The following is a 21,162-nucleotide window of genomic DNA, read 5'->3' as shown; positions in this document are numbered from 1 at the left end:
GAAGCGGGGTAAGCCGCTTCTTTTTCCGGCACTAATAATGCTTGCGTGTTTGAATGTAAGCCTTATTGGCATTGCCGTTTGGTCTGGCATCCATCATAACCGCAAGAACTATTGATCGTCTCGGTGTCGATTGGATAAAAACATTCGTTCCTGTGGTCGGTCTTGAATGGATCCATCTGGCCGTTTTGAAGAAAATTCTTCTTTGGCTCTCGGCTCACCTGAGAAGGAGATCCGATTAGGGAAGTTTTTAGCTTTGTTTCGCATCGATTAGCCCTCCTTAAAATCGGTTCTCACCTAGTATGGTTTGAATAAAACCCTTTAATGTGAGCCAGTAACGGCAAAATAATGGATAAGGAGGAAGTAAAAATGGAGGATAGGTTTGCCCGGCTTGCCCGCAATTTATTAGATAAGAATCAAAATTTGACCTATGAGGAAGCAAGAAGCTGGATCGAAGGGCTTTGGGAGGATTTTGAGTCAACAAGAGCCAGGGCCGGCTATGAATATGGCGGCAAAAATAAAACAGAAGAGATGGTCGTGCAATGGATTACGAGCTACGGCCCCAAGCTGCATGAATACCAGACCATGAATCCGAAGTACAAACACTTAAAAAAAGAGCAGTGACAGCATAAAAAAAGTGATGAAGGAACGTTTCCTTCATCACTCATTTTTTAGAAGCTTGGATGGAGTAAAGTCCATCTTTTTGCGCAAGCGGTCCTCGCTGTATACCCAGCCGGTATAGGATGTAATGATTTCAAGATTCTCATCAAGCTGGACTAGTGCAACAAAGGGATAATGCCCTTTGCTTCTATACCGGAGATCAATAAAACGCACTTCATGTCCATGGTTGTTTTTTTCAACTTCCCACCGATAGACCGGGGAGAAAGAAAGGAACGCTGAAATATTCTTGTCTTCTTTCGCAGCCTGAATGATTTTAGTGTCAGGAACTTCCACACGGTCAAATGTGTCGAGAACCTTGAGACGGCCTTGTTTAATATTGGCAACGAAAAACTGGTGCTTTGTTTTAATAGCAAGATGATACTGGCTCCATTTTAGCGTTGGAGAAGCAATGACTTCGATTGTCTCAGGAATATTCCTCCGAACGATTTGAGCTATTTTGTACCTTTTCCAGATTCTGAGGAAATAGTAGCCTGCCATGATCAAATACACGGCAGAAAATGTAATTCCAGGATCGAAGCCGATATACCAAAGCAACAGACCGGCAATATGGATAATGAAAATAAACGGATCAAAAATGCTGATTACACCGAGCGCTACCCATTTTTTTGAGAAGGGATAGAGTGCTTGCGTACCATAAGCATTAAATATATCTACAAATACATGTAAAAATACGGCCAATGACGTCCACAGCCATAAATGAAGGCCGTTTGAGTTCGGAACAAACAGGTATATGATCAATGACAACAGGGCCGGCCAGATAAAAAGAGCAGGCACAGAATGGGTAATTCCCCTGTGGTTGCGGATATAGACGGCATTGTTTCTTAATTTTAGAATGGTATCAAAATCTGGTGCTTGTGAACCAACCAATGTACCGAGGAGTACAGCATGGGCGGTTATTGGATCTGCAGAGACAGCCGGATCAAGCATGGCTAATCCGCCGAGCCCTAATCCCATTACAACATGGGTTCCAGTATCCAATATACACACCTCCTAACTCATATAAGATGATTGCGATAATTGTTTAAAATTGGAGGACCAATCATGAATCAAAAATTAACGGTTTTTATCGAGTATAAAGTAAAACCTGACATAATTGAACAATATGAAGCTCATATGCAAAATGTGCTGATTGAATTAATGAAAGACGGCGCCCGCAATACCTCCTGGCTCAAAGCGCTGGATCAAGACTCTCTCTTTGTGGAAAGTTTTGATGTTGAAGGTTCTGAGGTATATCACTCTTTAAAGCAGCTCAGGCTCTTTAAAGGCCATCCGGTATATGGGCCGCTTGATCAGATGATTTCGGGCGGACTGTCCAAACTCCATTGCTGGGCATTTGAAAAGAAAGGTGAGTAATACGTGAATCGTTCTGAAACATATATTGAAGACTTTCCAGTTCAAGGTTTCCAGCAGGATCTAATTAACTGGTATCAAGAGAATCAGCGCGACCTTCCCTGGAGATTGAATCAGGATCCATATAGAGTATGGGTTTCCGAAATCATGCTGCAGCAAACCCGCGTGGATACTGTCATTCCTTACTTTAACCGTTTCCTGTCTTTATTTCCTACCCTTACCGACCTGGCTGAAGCGGATGAAGAAAAGGTTTTAAAGGCATGGGAGGGTTTAGGTTATTATTCCCGTGTTCGTAATTTGCAAACCGCAGTAAGAGAAGTCGCCGAGCAATATGGAGGGACAATACCCGATACAGCCGATGAAATATCAAAGCTTAAAGGTGTCGGGCCGTATACGGCAGGAGCGATCTTAAGTATTGCTTACGGAGTACCTGAACCTGCGGTAGATGGAAATGTGATGAGGGTGCTCTCCAGGATCCTGCTCATCTATGAGGATATTGGAAAAGCTAAAACAAGAATGCTGTTTGAAGATGCTGTTCGAAAATTGATTTCAAAAGAAGATCCTTCTTCGTTTAATCAGGCGCTTATGGAGCTTGGAGCTCTCATTTGCACGCCAAAATCACCGGCTTGCCTGATCTGTCCTGTTCAGGAGCACTGCAGGGCTTTTGATCAGGGAAGACAGAAAGAACTACCTGTAAAAGAAAAGAAAATAAAAATCAGACATGTAGATATGGCTGCACTCATCTTACGCAATCAAGAAGGGAAGTACCTGATTCATAAAAGACCGAAAGAAGGGCTGCTTGCTAATCTTTGGGAATTTCCGAATGTACCTGTTCATAAGAGGGGAGTAAGCGAGAAAGAGGATCTGAAGGTTTTCATTGAAGCTGAATGGGGTATTTCTGCTGCTGTCGGCGATCAAGTGAGTAACATAGAACACGTATTTTCCCATTTGAAATGGAACATACAGCTTTTTGAAGGACAGTGCAGCCATGAAACAATGGATGCTGCGGATTTAAAGTGGGTAACGCTGGAAGAGATGGAGTCCTATCCTTTTCCGGTATCACATCAAAAAATCATCAAATTGGCAAAAGAGGTGACGGCATGAATCTATTTCTGGAAAACAAACGGGTACTTATAACTGGCGGTTCAAAAGGTTTAGGCAAGGGCATCGCCAAGCTGTTTTTGGAAGAAGGTGCATCTGTTGGTATTTGCGGGCGCAGCCAAGAAACCCTTGAACAGGCAAAATCTGAATTGGACGGCGAACTCATCATTTTAAAGGGAGATGTGACATCCCGAGAGGACAGGGAGCGGATCATACGTGAATTTATTGGGGAGTTTGGCGGCATTGATATTTTAATCAATAATGCTGGAGGCAGTAATGGATCTTCAGTAATGGAAACAAGTATTGAGGAGTTTGAAAAAGCGGTTCACCTTAATTTTTTATCCGCTGTTGGAATGAGCAAGCTTGCGGCTGAATACATGGTTAAAAATGAAAAAGGAACCATTATTAACATTTCCTCCATTTTCGGAAGAGAATCCGGCGGCAAACCGACTTACAACGGAAGCAAAGCGGCTCTCATCTCATTTACTAAGTCGTTTGCTGATGAAATGATCCGGCATGGAGTACGGATCAGCGGTGTCGCTCCCGGATCAGTGCTGCACCCTACAGGAAATTGGCAGAAACGGTTAAAGGAAAACCCGGAACAGATCAACCAGTATGTACAGCAGCATATACCCGCACAGCGGTTTGGTACGGTCGAAGAGATTGCTAACACGGTTGTGTTCCTTTCTTCAGACCGGGCATCCTGGGTCATAGGAGCGACGTTAAACGTTGACGGAGGTCAATCCTACAGCAATTTTTAATTGGTAAATAAAAAAAGGGTCTGTCCAAGAAGACTGGAAGCCGTTGATTTCCGTTTCAGGCCGCTCGCTTTTACCGGCGTAAACGCCTACTTTCGCGGGGCGTGCGGTGAGCCTCACCGGCGTGAACGCCTACTTTTTGGCGCAAGCGCCTGCGGGAGTCTCACCTGTCACGCTAGTCCCGCAGGAGTCTCGCACCTTCCACTATAATCAACTTTCATTGAAGATTTTTTGCGCGAAAAAGGAGCTGCCTGAAGGTCAATTTTTGACTTTCAGGACAGCCCCTTTTTTCATTAATCCACTTTCGGGGTTGTTCCTCTCTCCCAGCTGGCCTCATCGTTCGAAAGGCCACCTCTTGATTCAATTTCTTTAATAATTTCACGATGTATCGTTGTTCCTTCCTCATTCAGATAGGGGGCAATTTGCTGGAAAGACTGGTGGAAATATGCCAATTCACTGTCTTTCCATTCTGTTTTAGCGACCATATCTAATTCTGTCATATCTCTGCCCACGTACATAAGATCGACCTCCCAAGGCGTTATAGGTGCCAGGCACCATAAAGAATAATCGCCTTTAGTTTTTGAAACCATTTGCAATCCTATACCCTGTCTCATGGGCCCGCAATCATTTAAAATATACAATAAAAAATTATTTTTTGTTCACATAAAAACATCTGCAGAGGGTTAAATTAATTTTCGTGGAGGTGATACTAATGGACAAACAGCAAAACAAAACAAACGCACAGCAAGTTAAAAAGCAAAACCAACAGTCTCAAGCTGGTAAAGGTCAATATGGTGCTGAGTTTGCAAGCGAAACTGACGCTCAACAAGTTCGTCAGCAAAACGCTCAATCTCAACAACAAAAAGGCCAAGGTAACCAAAACCAGTAACCTCTATCCAGAATGCTCCCTGCTATACGCAGGGGGCATTTTTGGTTTTCTGGCCAATTTAGACAAGGTTTTTAAGATACATACTAAGGGAAAAAGAACAATGACTATGGAAAATGAAAAAATGGGCGAGCTTTTTTTCAATAAACAGGGTAACTATCATTTCCAAACTATTCTTAAAACGATATACTATAGGAGAGAAAATAACGTAAAGTAACTGTTTCTTGGGGATGATGAAGGCCGGGCAGGGCTAGAATAGTGATGAGACGATACAATGAACGAATTTGTACAACGAAGCTGGTGAATTACCTAAATGTTCTAATTTAAATTGGAAAGGAGTTCGCACATACCTGGTAACCCATTGGCTTCCGGAAATGCGAAGGAAAGGAGAGGCATATGAGTTTTCCCACACCCGGAAGTATTATTGATATACAAAGCTATAAACATAACGGATCACTCCATCGCACCTGGGAAGATACGGTTATCCTCAAGGGGAGTTCGTCTGTAGTTATAGCAGGAAATGATCGTATTCTTGTAACGGAATCAGATGGCAGGCAGTGGCGGACGAGAGAGCCGGCGATCTGCTATTTCAATTCCAAGCAATGGTTTAATGTAATCGGCATGATCAGGCAGGACGGTTTTTATTATTATTGTAACCTGGGGACACCCTATATATGGGATAATGAGGCACTTAAATATATCGATTATGACCTGGATATTAAGGTTTTTCCAGACATGTCCTATATTCTATTAGATGAAGATGAATACAGCTTGCACAGGCAAATGATGAAATATCCCCATGAACTCGATTACATTATTAAAAAGAATTTAAATGAATTAATTTCCATGATCAATCAGAGAAAAGGCCCATTCGAACCAGGCTTTATAGAGCAATGGTACGAACGGTATTTGGAGTTTAGATAAGAAAAAACCTGTTGAATCCAGCGTTCAACAGGTTTTTCTGACAATAATAATAGTAATCGTAAAAACGCCTGCGCGGGGAAGCCGTATATCGATCCCTTAAAGAGGCGTTTTAAGCTTTTAAAAGGTCGCTTCAGCATTTCTTGATCCAGCTTCAGCAGGCAGATTGGACGAAAAAAGGGGCGATTTTCGTCCCTCTCGGCCGCTTCGTTCTCACACCTCAACACAAATGGCGTGTTATAGTGCGGGCACTCCATCGTCTATCGGGTCTAAACGCCTGCTTCAGCATTTCATATAAGAAGGTGTAATTTTGGATAGTATCAGAAGGTATTTGGGCTTTGTAAAGCCCTACAAAAAACAAATTGGATGGACCATTGTAATTGGGATATTAAAGTTTGGTATTCCATTGCTCATCCCGCTTATTTTAAAATATGTGGTCGATACGATTATAAATGGACATGGTTTGACGAACAGTGATAAACTCAGCAAGCTGCTTTGGCTGATGGGAGGTTCATTCTTCATTTTCGGTGTGCTTCGTCCGCCGATCGAATATTATCGGCAGTATTACGCACAATGGGTCGGAAGCAAAATCCTATATGATATCAGGGATAAGCTTTATGGACATATTCAGCGGCTCTCCTTACGTTTTTATTCCAATAACAAGTCGGGTGAAATCATATCGAGGGTAATCAATGACGTTGAGCAAACGAAGGATTTTGTCATCACGGGCTTAATGAATGTCTGGCTTGATATGTTTACGATTGTGATTGCGATTGTGATCATGGCAACGATGGATGGATGGCTGACGGTTGTCGCATTGGCGATGCTGCCGTTTTACGGCCTCTCCGTTAAATATTTTTATACAAGGCTAAGAGGTCTCACGAAACAGCGTTCGCAGGCGCTCGCGGAAGTGCAGGGGCATCTGCATGAACGAGTCCAGGGGATGTCAGTCATCAGAAGCTTTGCTCTTGAGGATTATGAGCAAGTTCAGTTTGATAAAAGAAACTCCCATTTTCTGAACAAAGCGATGGATCAGACAACCTGGAACGCCAAAACGTTTGCGGTTGTAAATACGATTACAGATATAGCACCGCTTCTAGTTATCGGTTTTGCGGCATATAGGGCGATAGGAGGCCATATATCTGTCGGAGAAGTGGTCGCATTTGCCGGCTATATGGACAGGCTGTATAATCCGCTCAGAAGGCTGGTTAATTCATCGACAACCCTTACACAGTCACTCGCGTCCATGGACAGGGTCTTCGAATTTATGGATGAGGAATATGATATTAAAGATCAGCCGAAGGCAAGGGAACTTACGGATGTAAAAGGAGAGCTGTCGTTTAACGAAGTATATTTCCGGTACAATGAGGATGAACCGCACGTTCTGAAAGGAATCGATCTTAGAGTAGAACAAGGGCAGACGATCGCCCTCGTAGGGATGAGCGGTGGCGGGAAATCCTCGCTTGTCAGCCTTATCCCCAGGTTTTATGACGTCTCGAAGGGCAGCATCCTGCTCGATGGGGAAGATATCCGGAGTTTCAAAGTGCGTTCGCTCAGGGATAAGATTGGCATGGTCCTTCAAGATAACATTTTGTTCAGTGAATCGGTTAAGGCCAATATCCTGATGGGAAATCCTGAAGCATCTGATGAAGAGGTTGCTGCAGCTGCAAAAGCAGCAAATGCGCATGAGTTCATTATGAATCTGCCGCAAGGATATGATACGAAAATTGGTGAACGGGGAGTTAAACTTTCAGGAGGGCAAAAACAGCGGGTTGCCATCGCCAGGGTCTTCCTGAAGAATCCGCCGATTTTAATCCTTGATGAAGCGACTTCCGCCCTTGATTTGGAAAGCGAGCACCTCATTCAAGAATCGCTTGAAAAGCTTGCAAAAGACCGTACCACCTTTATCGTTGCACACCGCCTAGCAACCATCACCCACGCAGACCGTATAGTGGTTGTCGATAACGGTGAGATTGCTGAAAGCGGAACCCATTATGAGTTAATGAAAAAAAGAGGAGTGTACTACAACCTGTTTACGGTTCAGCAGCTTGGTGATTGAATTGGTAATTGATGGGCAGAAAGTTGCAATTGCATAACATGCCATAAGAAAAAAGAACGGGGCAGCCAAAGGCTTCCGTTCTTTTTTTGTGTTAGAAAGGACCCGGGTTTCCTAACAAACGACAAGATTATTAAAAATTTTTAGAAATTTTAATATTGTCAAATTATTAGACTAGTGTCATAATTTCAATAGAGTGTCCTACAAATTGTTCACGCTGTAAGTAAATGTCATCATGAAGAAAGGGGTGGAATAGTGAGCAGTCCAGTCTTGGAAGTAAAAGGATTAAGGACTTCTTTTCAGACGGATGATGGGGAAGTTTCGGTTGTTAATCACATCGATTTCCAGATCAATTCCGGTGAAGTACTTGGAATTGTAGGAGAATCGGGATGCGGCAAAAGTGTTACTTCATTATCAGTCATGGGACTCGTTCCAACACCTGCGGGGAAAGTTGAAGGAGATATTTTGTTTAAAGGAGAAAATCTTACTTCAGCATCTGAGAAAAGGATGCGCCAGATTCGCGGGAATGAGATAGCAATGATTTTTCAGGAGCCGATGACCAGTCTAAATCCGGTATTTACTATCGGCAGCCAGCTGATCGAGGCTTTGCAAATACATAAGAAATGGCCAAAAAAGAAGGCAAAGGCACATGCCGTTGAAATGCTTAAAATGGTTGGGCTTCCACGGGCGGAAGAACTGATGAAGGACTTTCCCCACCAGCTGTCAGGGGGAATGCGCCAGCGTGTCATGATCGCAATGGCCATGATCTGTTCCCCGAAACTGCTGATCGCAGACGAACCGACCACCGCGCTAGACGTGACAATTCAGGCTCAGATTCTTGAGCTTATGAAAAAATTGAACGATGAGACCGACACAGCCATCATGATGATCACCCATGATTTGGGCGTAGTAGCTGAAATGTGCCAGCGCGTTGTCGTTATGTATGCAGGTAGAGTCGTTGAAGAGGCAGATGTAAAAACGATTTTCACGAGTCCGAAACATCCATATACGGTTGGCCTGATTCAATCTGTTCCTGATATGAGGGATAAAAAAGAACGTCTTTATTCCATCCCAGGAAATGTGCCAAAACCCGGATCTGTGAAAGCGGGGTGCCAGTTTGCTCCGAGATGCGCCCATGCCTATGAGCGCTGCCAGAGCGAAACACCAGCGCTTGAAACCCTTGAAGGCGGCCAAAAAGTAAGATGCTGGCTGTATGAGGATCAGAAAGGGGTAGACATCGTTGACCGAACCATTAGTTAAAGTTGAGAACTTAAAAAAGCACTTTCCGATTAAAGGCGGAGTGCTTGGGAAAACAGTCGGAGAAGTAAAAGCAGTGGACGGTGTATCCTTTACCATTCAAAAAGGTGAAACCCTGGGACTTGTCGGTGAGAGCGGATGCGGGAAATCTACGACCGGACGCATGCTGCTCAGGCTTCTCGAGCCGAGTGACGGCAAGATCTATTTTGAAGGGCAAGATGTGACTGCGCTTTCTTCGAACGCAATGCGCAAGATGCGAAGAGAGATGCAAATGGTTTTTCAGGATCCCTTTGCTTCACTTAATCCGAGGCATACCGTTGAAAAAATACTGGAAGAACCGCTGATCGTTCACGGAGTAAAGGACACAAAAGAACGCAAGAGAAGGGTGAAGGAGCTGCTTGAAGTCGTAGGATTAAGCAGTTATCATGCGAAACGCTATCCCCATCAGTTCAGCGGTGGGCAGAGGCAAAGAATCGGCATCGCCCGTGCACTGGCTGTTAACCCTAAACTGATCATCGCGGATGAACCTGTCTCGGCGCTGGATGTATCCATCCAATCGCAAGTACTGAACCTTTTGCAAGACTTGCAGCAAGAATTCGGGCTTACTTACCTTTTTATCGCCCATGATCTTGGAGTCGTACGACACATTAGCGACAGAGTCGGTGTCATGTATCTCGGCAGGATCGTAGAACTGTCAGACAGCGAACAGCTTTATGACAATCCTATGCATCCTTATACACAGGCCTTGCTTTCTGCCGTACCTATTCCCGATGTTGAAGTAAAAAAGGAGCGCATCATTTTAAAAGGTGATGTCCCAAGCCCGTCCAACCCTCCAAAAGGATGTGCGTTCCATACGCGATGTCCTCAAGCGATGGATGTATGCGCTGCAGAGCGTCCGGTATTTAAGGAAGCTGAGAAGGGCCACTACGTTGCCTGTCATCTTTATTGATGGCAGCTCGTACACATAAATAGAGGCAAAAATCTATATAAAAATGGGGGAAAGAAGATGAAGAGAAGTATATTGACAGCTCTTGCATTAATCCTGGTCCTGTCTTTAGGACTGGCTGGCTGTAAATCCTCAAGCGAAAGCACCGGCGGAAAAGGAAGTTCCAGCGGTGGCGGCGTCATGATCTACGGGCGCGGCGGTGATGCAGTAGGACTGGATCCTGCTCATGAAACAGACGGTGAATCTTTCATCGTTACTGAGCAAGTGATGGAAACACTAACTGGATACAAAAAAGAAAATACAGATGTTGTTCCTGAACTTGCGAAGAGCTGGAAGATTGAAGATGGCGGAAAGAAGTACACATTTACGTTGGAAAAAGGCGTTAAGTTCCAAGATGGAACTGACTTCAACGCTGATGCGGTTGTTAAGAACTTTGACCGCTGGATGAACGGTGATGCTGCTAAATTCCCTTATTACGCATCCATGTTTGGTGGATATAAAAAGGATCCTGGCCACGTCATTAAAGAAGTTAAAGCTATTGATGACACTACAGTTGAATTTACATTGAAACGCCCACAAGCTCCATTCCTTAAAAACCTTGCGATGAGCCCGTTTGCCATTTCCAGCCCGGCTGCGATTGACAAATACGGCGACAAATATGGCGAGCATCCTGTAGGAACAGGACCGTTCAAGTTTAAAGAGTGGAAACGCGGGGATACCATTTCAGTTGTGAAAAACGATAAATATTGGAAAAAAGGGCTTCCAAAACTTGATGGGGTAACCTTCAAAGTCATCAAAGATAACTCTTCACGCTTAAATGCTCTTACAAAAGGCGAAGTTGACTTGATTGACGGAGTAAACCCGAGTGATATTGATAAGATCAAAGCGGATAACAAGCTTCAAATTTTTGAGCGTCCTTCTATGAACGTTGCTTACTTTGGCTTCAATGTTGAAAAAGCTCCGTTTAACAAAAAAGAAGTCCGCCAGGCGATCAGCCACTTAGTAAACAAAGACGAATTGATCAAAAACTTCTACAACGGAACAGCTGAACCGGCTGCTACGCCGCTTCCTTCTTCCATTGCAGGACAAAACAAGGATATCCAGGATTATGGATATGACGAAGCAAAAGCAAAAGAACTTTTGAAAAAAGCTGGATACGAAAAAGGCTTCAAAATGGACCTTTGGGCGATGCCGGTATCACGTCCTTATATGCCAAACGGACAAAAGATTGCTGAAGCGATCCAGGCAAACCTTGCCAAGGTTGGAATTAAAGCAAACATCGTTACATTTGAGTGGGGTACGTACCTTGAAAAACTCCGTAAAGGTGAGGCACCTGCCTTCTTGATTGGATGGACAGGGGATAACGGAGACGCAGATAACTTCCTATACGCTCTTCTTGATAAAGACACGATCGATTCTAACAACTATTCACGCTATAAGAGTGAGCCAGTTCATAAGCTATTGATTGAAGCGCAATCAACAGCAGATGAAGGAAAACGTGAAGAGCTTTACAAAAAAGCACAGGAGATCATCCATGAAGATGCTCCATGGGTACCTCTAGTGCATGCTAAGCCACAGCTTGCAGGTACAAGTTCAATTAAAGGATTCTACCCGCATCCAAAAGGGTCTCAGTCATTTGTTGATGTTTCCATGAAGTAATGAAGAAATTGGGGAGTATCTTGCATGCTCCCCTTTTGTTTTGGAGAAAAACATCTGGGTGCTATAACGACAACTACGCGTAAATGAGGTGTGGACATGTTTTCTTATACCATTAGAAGGATTGGTTTGCTTATCCCGGTGCTTCTCGGGATGACGTTTATTGTATTTATGATGATAAGGGCAATTCCGGGGAATCCTGCTCAATTGATCCTTGGCCAGCAGGCTTCAAAGCAGGCTATCGCAACATTAACAAAGCAATTGGGACTGGATCAGCCATGGTACTCCCAGTTTGTTCATTATTTAACCGGTCTTTTTCAAGGTGATCTTGGAATGTCGCTGAAATCAAGAACACCGATCAGCGAGGAGCTCTGGCCGTATCTTGCCGCTACAATCGAACTTTCACTGGTCGCAATTCTGATTGCAGTGGTCGTCGGAGTCAATGCAGGCATTATCTCTGCCTGGTTCCAAAATTCCTGGTTCGATTATGGGGTTATGCTTATTGCATTGATCGGAGTATCCATGCCTATTTTCTGGCTAGGATTGATGGAACAATATTTTGTTTCCATCAAATGGGACTTGCTGCCGACAACAGGCAGGGACAATATTAGGATGCCGGTAGAGGCCATCACACATCTGTATTTGCTTGACACATTACTGGAGGGCAGATTTGATCAGTTTATTGAAGTCGTTAAGCATTTAATCCTTCCGGGAATTGCACTTGGCACCATTCCAATGGCAATCATCGCAAGGATGACAAGATCAAGCATGCTTGAAGTTATGCGATCGGATTATATCCGCACAGCAAAGGCAAAAGGGTTAAAGATGTTCTGGGTAGTGTACAAGCATTCATTGAAAAATGCCATGATTCCTGTAGTCACGGTAATCGGTCTGCAGACAGGATTGCTTCTCGGCGGTGCCATTCTGACAGAGACCATCTTTGGATGGCCGGGGGTTGGCACATATATTTATGAAGCCATTCAGTCGCGTGATTATCCCGTCATCCAATCTGGAATTCTGGTAGTGGCCACACTGTTTGTACTCATCAATCTGTTTGTTGATATTTTGTATGCGGCCATTGATCCGCGCATCAAATACTGATAGGGGGAGTTTATTATGGCTGAATTAGCAAGAACAACACCACCGTTAACAAACCCGCCGAAAGTGGAACAAGGTGACGACAAAGTCATCTCTCCCTGGAAGGATGCGTGGCGTTCATTCAAGAAGAATAAATTAGCGATGGTCGGACTGGGAATTGTTATTTTCTTTATTTTAATCGCTATTCTGGCTCCTGTTTTGGCGCCTTATAGCTTTTCGGATCAGCATCTAGCGGACAAGCATCTGGCGCCTTCGGGAGAGCATTGGTTTGGAACAGATGAATTCGGACGGGATATCTTCAGCAGAGTTTTATACGGGGCAAGGATTTCATTATGGGTGGGCTTCGTCTCTGTAGCCGGATCAGTCATTGTAGGATCGGCCCTTGGAATCATCGCAGGCTATTATGGAAAATTCATTGATGGAATCATTTCAAGGATCTTTGATATCCTGCTGGCGTTTCCGAGTATTCTTCTCGCTATTGCGGTCGTTTCTGTATTGGGGCCATCTTTAAGAAATGCGCTTATCGCTATTGCCATCATTAATGTGCCGATATTTGGACGTCTTGTACGGTCGAGGGTTCTGAGTGTAAAAGAAGAAGAGTATATCACAGCGGCTAAGGCGATTGGTATGAGGGATTCCAGAATTTTGATACACCATGTGCTTCCAAACAGCATGGCGCCTATCATTGTGCAAGGGACCTTGGCCATTGCAACAGCAATCATTGAGGCAGCTGCCTTAGGGTTTTTAGGACTTGGGGCACAGCCTCCAACTCCTGAGTGGGGAAAAATGCTCGCGGATTCCAGGGACTTTATCATCCAGGCGCCGTGGACCGTTATCTTCCCGGGTATAGCCATCATGCTTACAGTTTTGGGCTTTAACCTGATGGGTGACGGCCTTCGTGACGCGCTTGATCCAAGAATGAAAAACTAATAGTGGAAGCCTGACATGAAAATGTCAGGCTTCTTTTACGGACTAATATTCTAATCTATTTTCTGTTCTTTAATCGTTAGCTCATTGTCATCGGTGTGATGGTTTTTGAAGCTCTCAACGAGCCGGTTCAAATGCTCCAATTGATCACTGTAATCGATTATTAAGGCGAAAACAGGAAACAGCTGCATCCATTGATCATTATGGGGAGTCGTATAATAACTCATGAACGACTGCATTAAAGAACTTTTATTCTCACATAGCTCATCAAGCATGCCAACAGAATGCTGTGAACGGATTTTACCAGTGTATTTCAAAAGGATTTGTTCATGGTAATTGGTCAGACAGTCAAGCTGTTCCGTGATCAGATGTTGAAGATCTTCAGGCATGCAGAGCATTTCATTCTCATGGCGGTGAAGACTTCTTAGCAGTTCGAGAGATTTTTTAGTCGTAAAAATCATCTGCCGGTAGAGTACAAGCTTACGGCCTTTGGTAAATTGATTGTTTTTAAAATAAGTGCGGTCTTCTTTGTATAAAAGATAGAGCTGATCCATTTTAAAGCTGTTTTCTTTCATTGTCCCTATGTCATCCTTGATGGCAGAATAATCAGAGGCATGCCGGATAATCATACGGATCCATTTGATGATGTCGTCTGTCAGATTAGAGATACTGAAGTAAAGTTTTGTTTCATATTTTGGCGGCATAAAAATCAGATTGACAAGAAAAGCTGATACGACGCCCAGCATGATCAATAGAAAACGGCCCATCGCAAACGATATAAAATTAGGTGTCTGACTTTCCATAATGACAATAACCGTCACGATGGCAAGGGGAATGGTCTTTTCATTCTTCATCTTTAAGTTTACAGCGATGACAATAACGACTACAAATCCGATGACAAACGGGCTGTTGCCCAGCAAAAGGACCCAGACGATGGCAAAGAATGCTCCGATTATATTACCCTGAGCCTGCTCAATAATGGTTTGATAGGACCTGTAGATCGATGGCTGAATGGCAAATGTTGCTGCGATTGCAGCAAAGACAGGTGTACTCAGGTTGAAAAACATGGCTAAATAAATGGCCATGGTGATGGCTAATCCCGTTTTTATCATTCGGGCTCCAAGTTTCATCTTGAATTGGTGTTCCCTTCTATAAGTAAGATAATAATCTTGACAACTATACAATGATTCCCACTAATAATCAAGTATTCATTTATAACAAAAATATGAATTAAAAAAGATCTCTATAAAGAGATCTTTTCTACTATTTTGGCTATTTATTCCGTGGAAACATCGGGATCAGCCTGTTCTTTTACAGGAATGACCTGCACAAAATGTTCAAGCGGATGTTCCTTGAGATACTTGATTTCAGCAGCTTCTTCAAACTGCTCTGATTTTACAAGCGCAGCTGAATACTTTGTCAGCAGCTCATTAATGTCCTCCGCACCCTTAAACCCGATGGGCTCCAATGAAACTTTTGCACCTTTCGCGATCCTTGTTCTCAATACTTCATACGTCAGACCCATTTCGGGCTGGAGGCGAAGATAGACGACTCCTCCGGTCATTCCGGCGCAGATCCATGGACCTGGATCCCCGAGTACGAGCCCTCTGCCATTGGTCATATATTCAAAGGCAAATCCTTTGATGTTGGCGTTTACTCCGGTATTTCCACGATCTGTTATGACCGGAGCAGCAAGTTTGCCGCCGATGATAAGATCTGCTCCAGATAGGCGGATTCCGGCTCTTGCATCTGCATTTCCCTGAATCATAAAGAGCCCTTTCTGAGCGCCGTAGGCAAATCCTTTACCTACAGAACCATTGTAATACTGTCCGTTTTTCCCCTTTGATTTCAAGATGGTGATGGACCCGCCGAATGCGGTTTTTGCCAGCCCGTCCTGTGCTCCGCCTTCTACTTTAATTTTAATGCCTTTTGATGTATAGGCCCCTAGCCCGTTTCCAGGAATAGATCCGTTTTTAAAATGAAGGTGGATATCCGGCTGTTTTCCGTTTCGCTGTGAACGGGTCTTGTGCCCTGAAACCCGGCTGCCGAGAACACGCTGTTCGGCCGTTACAAATTGAAAGTCTCTTGAATGAGAGAGCTGGGTAACATCGTCATCCAAATATTCCGCACCGGCCGCCATTGTTACGGCAGCAAGGAGGGATTCCTGTACATGCGGCAATGGGATCATCTCTTCTACAGTCGATTTTTCCAGCAGGGAAGAGAGATCCAGCTGATTGAGTCCCCGATTTTGCATTAACAGATCTGATCGTCCTACAAGTTCCTGTGCCGATGTAAAACCAAGAGAAGCCGTAAGCTGCCGCAGTTCATTGCCAAACTCAGTGAACAGTCTGACAAGACCTTGGACAGCGGGGTCGAATTGCCTTGGAACAAAGCGGCGGAGCCCATGGTCTCTCGCTTTTTGCTCGGAATCAATCTGAGTGGCTATTCCTACATGGCACGTATCAAGATGGCAGCCGCGGCAGGTCGTACAGCCGATGGCTACCATGGAAAGGGTGCCAAACCCGATCCTGTTTGCGCCTAGCAGCATCATTTTCACTGCATCAAGAGCACTGCGGATGCCTCCATCAGCCCAAAGCTCGACTTTATGCCTCAATCCGGCTTCAAGCAGTGCGGTATGGGCAGCTTTTACTCCGATCTCGGCAGGCAATCCGACATGCTGGAGAGCATGCACCCGCGCAGCTCCGGTTCCGCCATCGAAACCGCTCAGCGTAATGATGTCTGCCCCTGCTTTAGCAATGCCGACGGATATGGTGCCGATGTTAGGGACGACAGGTACTTTAACAGATACTTTTGCTTGGTCGTTGGCCGTTTTTAGTTCGGTGATCATCTGTGCCAGATCTTCGATGGAGTAGATATCATGGTTGTTGGAAGGCGAAATTAAATCTGATCCGACTGTGGCATTTCGGGCCTCTGCGATTTTCTCGGTAACCTTCGAACCTGGCAGATGGCCTCCTTCACCAGGTTTAGCTCCCTGACCGATTTTGATTTCCAATAGATTGGATGAGTTTAGCAGTTCGATATTGACCCCAAAGCGTCCAGAAGCGATCTGCTGTCCGCGTGTCTTCGGATATTTTCCAATCATGTCTTTGATTTCGCCGCCCTCGCCGTTTAAGCTGATCATATTCAGCACATCAGCCGCTTCAGCATAGGCTCGAAATGCGGTCTCGTTTTGTGAACCGAAAGACATAGAGCTGATCACAAAAGGAAGGCTGTGATCTTTTACACCAATATCGACATGAGCCGGATCAACTGGTGTTTCAGAACTGGACAGGTCGGTCAGATGGCGAATGGCAATAGGATTGCTTTTTTCCTGATCCTCCAATTTATCTGCATAGGTTCTGTAATCTGATTTACCGCTGGCGATGTCTCCGATCGATTTCCAAATTCTTGGGAACAAACGGAAGCTCTTGCTTGCTCTTGCGTCAGTTTGCCTGAACACTTCTTTTCTTGCAAGACTGTCTTCTTTCAGTTTAGCAAAATTATATCCAAGCGATTCTGAGCCAAAGAAGTTTACGATATTCAATGTTTCGGCAATTTCGCTGCTCAGCCCGATGCTGGAAAAGAGGCGGTCGTATCCCCTTAACTCATGGATACCGATTGTGGAAATCACTTTCTCCAGCCCTTTGTTTAATGCTTCAAATAATTTGGCCGCAGGGAGCTGGTTCTCAGGCTCGGTTACGGTCTCAAACAGAAGGTATGGGCTGACTGCATCAGCGCCAAGCCCGATTATAAGGATGATATCATGCAGAGAACGGATGGCAGCAGATCTGAGAATCAATGAAACACTGCGTCTCAGGAACTTCTTTCTGAGGCTTTGATCCACTGCTGACAGAACCAGATGAGGATCAAGCCAAAGATGTTTTCTGTGTGCCTGGTTGTCATCCAGAATGATAACCGCAGCTTCATTTTCTGCGGCTGTTGCGGCTTCAGCAGAGAGGCGGGAAAGTGCTTCTTCCACGGTCTCACTTTCCAGCATGACAGAATGAAGAACATACTTTTCATTTCTTCCTTCAAAATAGGCTGCTACTTGCTCATAAGATGGATGGTTGAATTGCTCCGAAAGGTTTTTCCCATCTATCCCTTCAACCAGCAGCGGTGTAAGGAGTTCAATCGTATTCAGTTCTTTTTCTTTTTTAAAGAGGGAAGGCCGTTTTCCGAGAACGGTACGGGTAGAAAAATGCTCGGTTTCCCTGTCTCTGTCAATCGCCGGGTTGGTAACAACAGCTACACTTTCTTTAATAAAATCAGCAATGTTTTGGCGTTCAGGATGAAGAGCGGCCAGTGGAGAATCGTGGCCGAGCGATTGAATAGGTTCGACTCCTTTTTCTGCCATCTGTTCAAGCTGATGGATCTGTTCTCTGTCCCAGCCATAGGCGGCATACCATCCGTTATGTTTTTTCAGAGCTGCACGGAAAGGCCCGATCTCCAGGGAAGGTGTTTCTAACCGGTGCCTGGCACCGTCAACACAGATCCTGGTCTCCATCTTTTGGAAGACCTGCTCCTGGTAATCATTGTGATTGTAATAAGTAAGGCGGCCGTCATCTTCCCGTTTCAATCCAACCTTTTCACCGGGAGCAAAGCTTTTTGGCTCCGCTGTAAAGTCATTGTTGGAAAGAATTCCTTGTTCAGATGAGAAGTAGAAGGAAGTATCTGTTTCGAGCTGCCAGATCGGACGGAGTCCAAGGGCATCTACACTAAAAACCGCTTCGTTTCCGAATCTTGAGATGATTCCTGCAGGCCCTTGAGCAAAATGTCCCCAGGCTTCCCTTAAATAGGTATACAAATCCTTTAAGTGAGAAGGGTAGGCCTTGATTTCATGAATGATGGGAGGAAACAGAACGTCCATCGCTTCGAACAAGGAGAATCCTTCTCGAAGGATCAATGTTTCAATGACTCTGTTTAAATCTTGTGAGTCGCTTCCGCCATCAGTAACCGGAATACCAATAATTTCAGCTTCTTCACGGAGTTTGGCGATCGTATTCAGTTCGCCGTTATGTCCAAGAACGCTGAAAGGCTGGACTCTGAAAAAGGTGGACAATGTATTGGTAGAATAGCGGTTGTGGCCTAAAGTAATGGTTGACGCGATGAGCGGGTTTGTTAAATCTTCATAATAGGCAGGCAGTGTTTCGCCTGAACCCATGACTTTATAGACAGCATGGTGATTGCTGAGAGAAGCGACATGGACTGCCGGGGACGTTTCGATATCAATCAGCAGGTGATAAAGCGTACGGTCCAGCTCTTCATGATTTTTAACAGGAAGCAGTGCTGCCTGCCAGAAGACTGGTTCTTCACCGCGAGCGATGGGCCCTAAGGCCGCAGAATTTGTAACCTCTGTTGTTTCATATATAAGCTCAAGGTGATACTTCTCAAACCATTGTTTAACCGCTTCCATCTCTGAGCGGCTGTCCGCCTTTTTGTCGATGAAAAAATGGCCGACAATAAAATGATCAGAATCCACAGCAGAAGAAGGAAAGCCTTTGCTTGTAAGCTTTTCCTTCCAAAGAAGTCGGGGGATATCGATATTGATACCGATACCATCACCTTCATTTTCAATAAAGCCTGCTCTATGGTTCATCGTAATCAAAGCATGAATAGCATCATCCACATTTTTCTTGGTCGGAATGTTCTCTTTCTCAATCACCGATACGATTCCACAGCTGTCAAATTCCTGCTTGCGATAATCCTTAAACAAAGCAGGACTCCATGATTTACCCATTACGAAAGCCTCCCTTACCCCTATGTTTCATACCTTATAAGACATAAAAAAACCACATCGCGAGAAATGGTTTTATCTCTTTACCCGTGTATTGTTTTAAACCAATTGACCAATATAGTTAAATATTATCATCGTTCGAATAGTCAGTCAATTATTTTTATTCAAACTAATGTATATAAAAGGAGGGCTGAGGTGGTACTTTGAGCACAATCATTTAAGAAAGCGCTTACATTTTGGAGTGAAAAAACAGAGTGGTTTATGCACTCTGTTTCATAAATTTACATCGAAGTAATTTTCTTAAACGAACGTTCAACCGCTTCGAGCGTTTCAGCGATGTCTTGATCTGTATGAGCGGTGGTTAGAAACATGGCTTCATACTTAGAGGGAGCAAGGTTGATTCCTTCTGCAAGCATGGCTTTGAAGTATTTTCCAAATCGCTCTCCATCGGTGTTTTCAGCCTGTTCATAGTTCACGATTTTCTCATTCGTAAAGTAGACGGTAAGCGCCCCTTTTAAACGGTTGATCGTAATGGGAACACCATAGGCCTTTGCATGCCCCAGGATACCTTCTTCAAGCTGTTTGCCTAGTTCATCCATTCTTTCATATACGCCTTCTTCTTGAAGAACTTCAAGACATGCGATTCCCGCAGAGATGGAAGCCGGATTTCCGGCCATTGTTCCTGCCTGATAAGCGGGTCCTAAAGGCGCTACTTTTTCCATAATTTCTTTCTTGCCGCCGTATGCTCCGATCGGCAGGCCTCCGCCGATGATTTTTCCAAGGGCAGTCATATCCGGTTTTACGTTAAGAAGATCTTGTGCACCGCCATACATAAAGCGGAAAGCCGTGATGACTTCATCATAGATGACGAGAGCGCCGGCCTTGTGAGTCAGCTCATTTACAGCTTTCAAAAAACCTTCTTTAGGTTCAACGATACCGAAGTTTCCGACGATGGGTTCAACGAGAACCGCAGCAATCTGATCACCCCAGCGGTCTAACGCCTCACGGTAGGAATCAATATCATTGAAGGGAACTGTGATGACTTCCTGAGCGATGCTTTTCGGAACGCCGGCGGAATCAGGTGTTCCGAGTGTTGATGGGCCAGAACCGGCGGCTACAAGTACGAGATCTGAATGGCCATGATAGCAGCCTGCAAACTTTATGATCTTGTCGCGTCCAGTGTAAGCGCGGGCTACACGGATCGTTGTCATGACTGCTTCTGTGCCTGAGTTGACAAACCTCACCTTTTCCATGGCAGGCATCGCCTCTTTCAGCATTTTTGCAAACCTCACTTCCAGGCTTGTCGGTGTGCCGAACAACACGCCGTTTTCCGCAGCCTTCGCTATGGCTTTTGTGATATGCGGATGGGCGTGGCCTGTAATGATGGGTCCGTATGCTGCCAAGTAATCGATGTACCGATTTCCGTCCACATCCCAGAAGTAGGCTCCTTGTGCTCTTTCCATGAATACTGGTGCTCCTCCACCTACTGCTTTAAAAGAACGTGAAGGGCTGTTCACTCCACCGACAATATGTTCTTGTGCTTCCTTATATAATAATTCTGACTGCTGATGATTCATTGATTTTCCTCCTTGCTGTCCATACATTCCCCACGGGGTAAATGAAACAATACAATTAAAATCCATCATATATTGTAGCATGTTTTAGGCGATGCTGTAGAGGATCCGCTTAAGCAGGCTAAATAGATTGAGGTAAACGGAGACTTAGGATAAACTAGTTCATGCTGGTTAAAAACGGGTGCCTGGCACCATGAAGAAAGTTTTCGGAGGAAAAACA

Annotated in this window: 18 protein-coding genes; 12 read left to right on the top strand and 6 right to left on the bottom strand. The window is 44.6% G+C overall.

The window, feature by feature from the left end:
* Nucleotides 1–108: 108 nt before the first annotated feature.
* A complete protein-coding gene (sspK, locus tag OKX00_RS19685) occupies nucleotides 109–264 on the bottom strand; it encodes a small, acid-soluble spore protein K (protein WP_053355666.1) in 156 nt (51 codons plus the stop codon).
* A 102-nt stretch (nucleotides 265–366) separates the two neighbouring features.
* On the opposite strand from sspK, the gene OKX00_RS19680 reads away from it, so the two are divergent.
* Nucleotides 367–621 carry a YfhJ family protein gene (locus OKX00_RS19680; protein WP_265408517.1) on the top strand — a complete coding sequence of 85 codons (255 nt, stop codon included), beginning with the start codon at nucleotides 367–369 and terminating at the stop codon, nucleotides 619–621.
* Between the two features lie 36 nt (nucleotides 622–657).
* Here OKX00_RS19680 and OKX00_RS19675 read toward each other — a convergent pair whose 3' ends face one another.
* Nucleotides 658–1,656 (bottom strand): metal-dependent hydrolase, encoded by a 999-nt coding sequence (locus OKX00_RS19675; RefSeq protein WP_265408516.1) that lies wholly within the window; start codon nucleotides 1,654–1,656, stop codon nucleotides 658–660.
* A 63-nt stretch (nucleotides 1,657–1,719) separates the two neighbouring features.
* Here OKX00_RS19675 and OKX00_RS19670 point away from each other — a divergent pair, with 63 nt between their 5' ends.
* Genes OKX00_RS19670 through OKX00_RS19660 form a run of 3 tightly spaced genes read left to right on the top strand, consistent with a single transcriptional unit; the run spans nucleotide 1,720 to nucleotide 3,890 of the window.
* Nucleotides 1,720–2,031, top strand: a complete 312-nt coding sequence (locus OKX00_RS19670) for a hypothetical protein (protein ID WP_265408515.1) — start codon at nucleotides 1,720–1,722, stop codon at nucleotides 2,029–2,031.
* A 3-nt stretch (nucleotides 2,032–2,034) separates the two neighbouring features.
* Complete coding sequence (gene mutY / locus OKX00_RS19665; protein ID WP_265408514.1) at nucleotides 2,035–3,132, top strand: A/G-specific adenine glycosylase; 1,098 nt, start codon at nucleotides 2,035–2,037, stop codon at nucleotides 3,130–3,132.
* On the top strand, nucleotides 3,129–3,890 hold the full coding sequence (locus OKX00_RS19660; protein WP_265408513.1) for an SDR family NAD(P)-dependent oxidoreductase: 762 nt from the start codon (nucleotides 3,129–3,131) through the stop codon (nucleotides 3,888–3,890). The genes mutY and OKX00_RS19660 overlap by 4 nt, the downstream gene beginning before the upstream one ends.
* Nucleotides 3,891–4,180: 290 nt before the next feature.
* On the opposite strand, the gene OKX00_RS19655 is transcribed toward OKX00_RS19660, so the two are convergent.
* Nucleotides 4,181–4,405, bottom strand: coding sequence for a hypothetical protein (locus OKX00_RS19655; RefSeq protein WP_053355660.1), 225 nt, complete (start codon nucleotides 4,403–4,405; stop codon nucleotides 4,181–4,183).
* A gap of 194 nt (nucleotides 4,406–4,599) precedes the next feature.
* On the opposite strand from OKX00_RS19655, the gene OKX00_RS19650 reads away from it, so the two are divergent.
* The 8 genes from OKX00_RS19650 to OKX00_RS19615 all read left to right on the top strand — a co-directional run bounded on the left by OKX00_RS19650 (nucleotide 4,600) and on the right by OKX00_RS19615 (nucleotide 13,637).
* Complete coding sequence (locus tag OKX00_RS19650; protein ID WP_053355659.1) at nucleotides 4,600–4,776, top strand: gamma-type small acid-soluble spore protein; 177 nt, start codon at nucleotides 4,600–4,602, stop codon at nucleotides 4,774–4,776.
* A 393-nt stretch (nucleotides 4,777–5,169) separates the two neighbouring features.
* On the top strand, nucleotides 5,170–5,697 hold the full coding sequence (locus tag OKX00_RS19645) for a nucleoside tri-diphosphate phosphatase (protein ID WP_053355658.1): 528 nt from the start codon (nucleotides 5,170–5,172) through the stop codon (nucleotides 5,695–5,697).
* Between the two features lie 307 nt (nucleotides 5,698–6,004).
* On the top strand, nucleotides 6,005–7,753 hold the full coding sequence (locus OKX00_RS19640) for an ABC transporter ATP-binding protein (protein WP_265408512.1): 1,749 nt from the start codon (nucleotides 6,005–6,007) through the stop codon (nucleotides 7,751–7,753).
* 249 nt (nucleotides 7,754–8,002) lie between these two features.
* Nucleotides 8,003–9,010, top strand: coding sequence for an ABC transporter ATP-binding protein (locus tag OKX00_RS19635; RefSeq protein ID WP_369795860.1), 1,008 nt, complete (start codon nucleotides 8,003–8,005; stop codon nucleotides 9,008–9,010).
* The gene (locus OKX00_RS19630; RefSeq protein ID WP_265408511.1) at nucleotides 8,991–9,956 is read left to right on the top strand and encodes an ABC transporter ATP-binding protein; all 966 of its coding nucleotides are present in this window, start codon (nucleotides 8,991–8,993) and stop codon (nucleotides 9,954–9,956) included. The genes OKX00_RS19635 and OKX00_RS19630 overlap by 20 nt, the downstream gene beginning before the upstream one ends.
* A 57-nt stretch (nucleotides 9,957–10,013) precedes the next feature.
* Nucleotides 10,014–11,612, top strand: a complete 1,599-nt coding sequence (locus OKX00_RS19625) for an ABC transporter substrate-binding protein (RefSeq protein ID WP_062238527.1) — start codon at nucleotides 10,014–10,016, stop codon at nucleotides 11,610–11,612.
* Between the two features lie 96 nt (nucleotides 11,613–11,708).
* Nucleotides 11,709–12,710 (top strand): ABC transporter permease, encoded by a 1,002-nt coding sequence (locus OKX00_RS19620; protein WP_062238524.1) that lies wholly within the window; start codon nucleotides 11,709–11,711, stop codon nucleotides 12,708–12,710.
* Between the two features lie 15 nt (nucleotides 12,711–12,725).
* On the top strand, nucleotides 12,726–13,637 hold the full coding sequence (locus OKX00_RS19615) for an ABC transporter permease (RefSeq protein WP_062238522.1): 912 nt from the start codon (nucleotides 12,726–12,728) through the stop codon (nucleotides 13,635–13,637).
* 50 nt (nucleotides 13,638–13,687) lie between these two features.
* On the opposite strand, the gene OKX00_RS19610 is transcribed toward OKX00_RS19615, so the two are convergent.
* The 3 genes from OKX00_RS19610 to OKX00_RS19600 all read right to left on the bottom strand — a co-directional run bounded on the left by OKX00_RS19610 (nucleotide 13,688) and on the right by OKX00_RS19600 (nucleotide 20,945).
* Complete coding sequence (locus tag OKX00_RS19610) at nucleotides 13,688–14,764, bottom strand: FUSC family protein (RefSeq protein ID WP_265408510.1); 1,077 nt, start codon at nucleotides 14,762–14,764, stop codon at nucleotides 13,688–13,690.
* Between the two features lie 146 nt (nucleotides 14,765–14,910).
* The gene (locus tag OKX00_RS19605) at nucleotides 14,911–19,371 is read right to left on the bottom strand and encodes a glutamate synthase-related protein (protein WP_265408509.1); all 4,461 of its coding nucleotides are present in this window, start codon (nucleotides 19,369–19,371) and stop codon (nucleotides 14,911–14,913) included.
* Nucleotides 19,372–19,649: 278 nt separating this feature from the next.
* Nucleotides 19,650–20,945 (bottom strand): glutamate-1-semialdehyde 2,1-aminomutase, encoded by a 1,296-nt coding sequence (locus OKX00_RS19600; protein ID WP_265408508.1) that lies wholly within the window; start codon nucleotides 20,943–20,945, stop codon nucleotides 19,650–19,652.
* Nucleotides 20,946–21,162: the final 217 nt, after the last annotated feature.

It is taken from the genome of Fictibacillus sp. KU28468 (assembly GCF_026153615.1).
GTDB classification, from domain to species: Bacteria; Bacillota; Bacilli; order Bacillales; family Fictibacillaceae; genus Fictibacillus_C; species Fictibacillus_C marinisediminis.
This window is presented reverse-complemented; position numbering and strand designations above follow the sequence as displayed.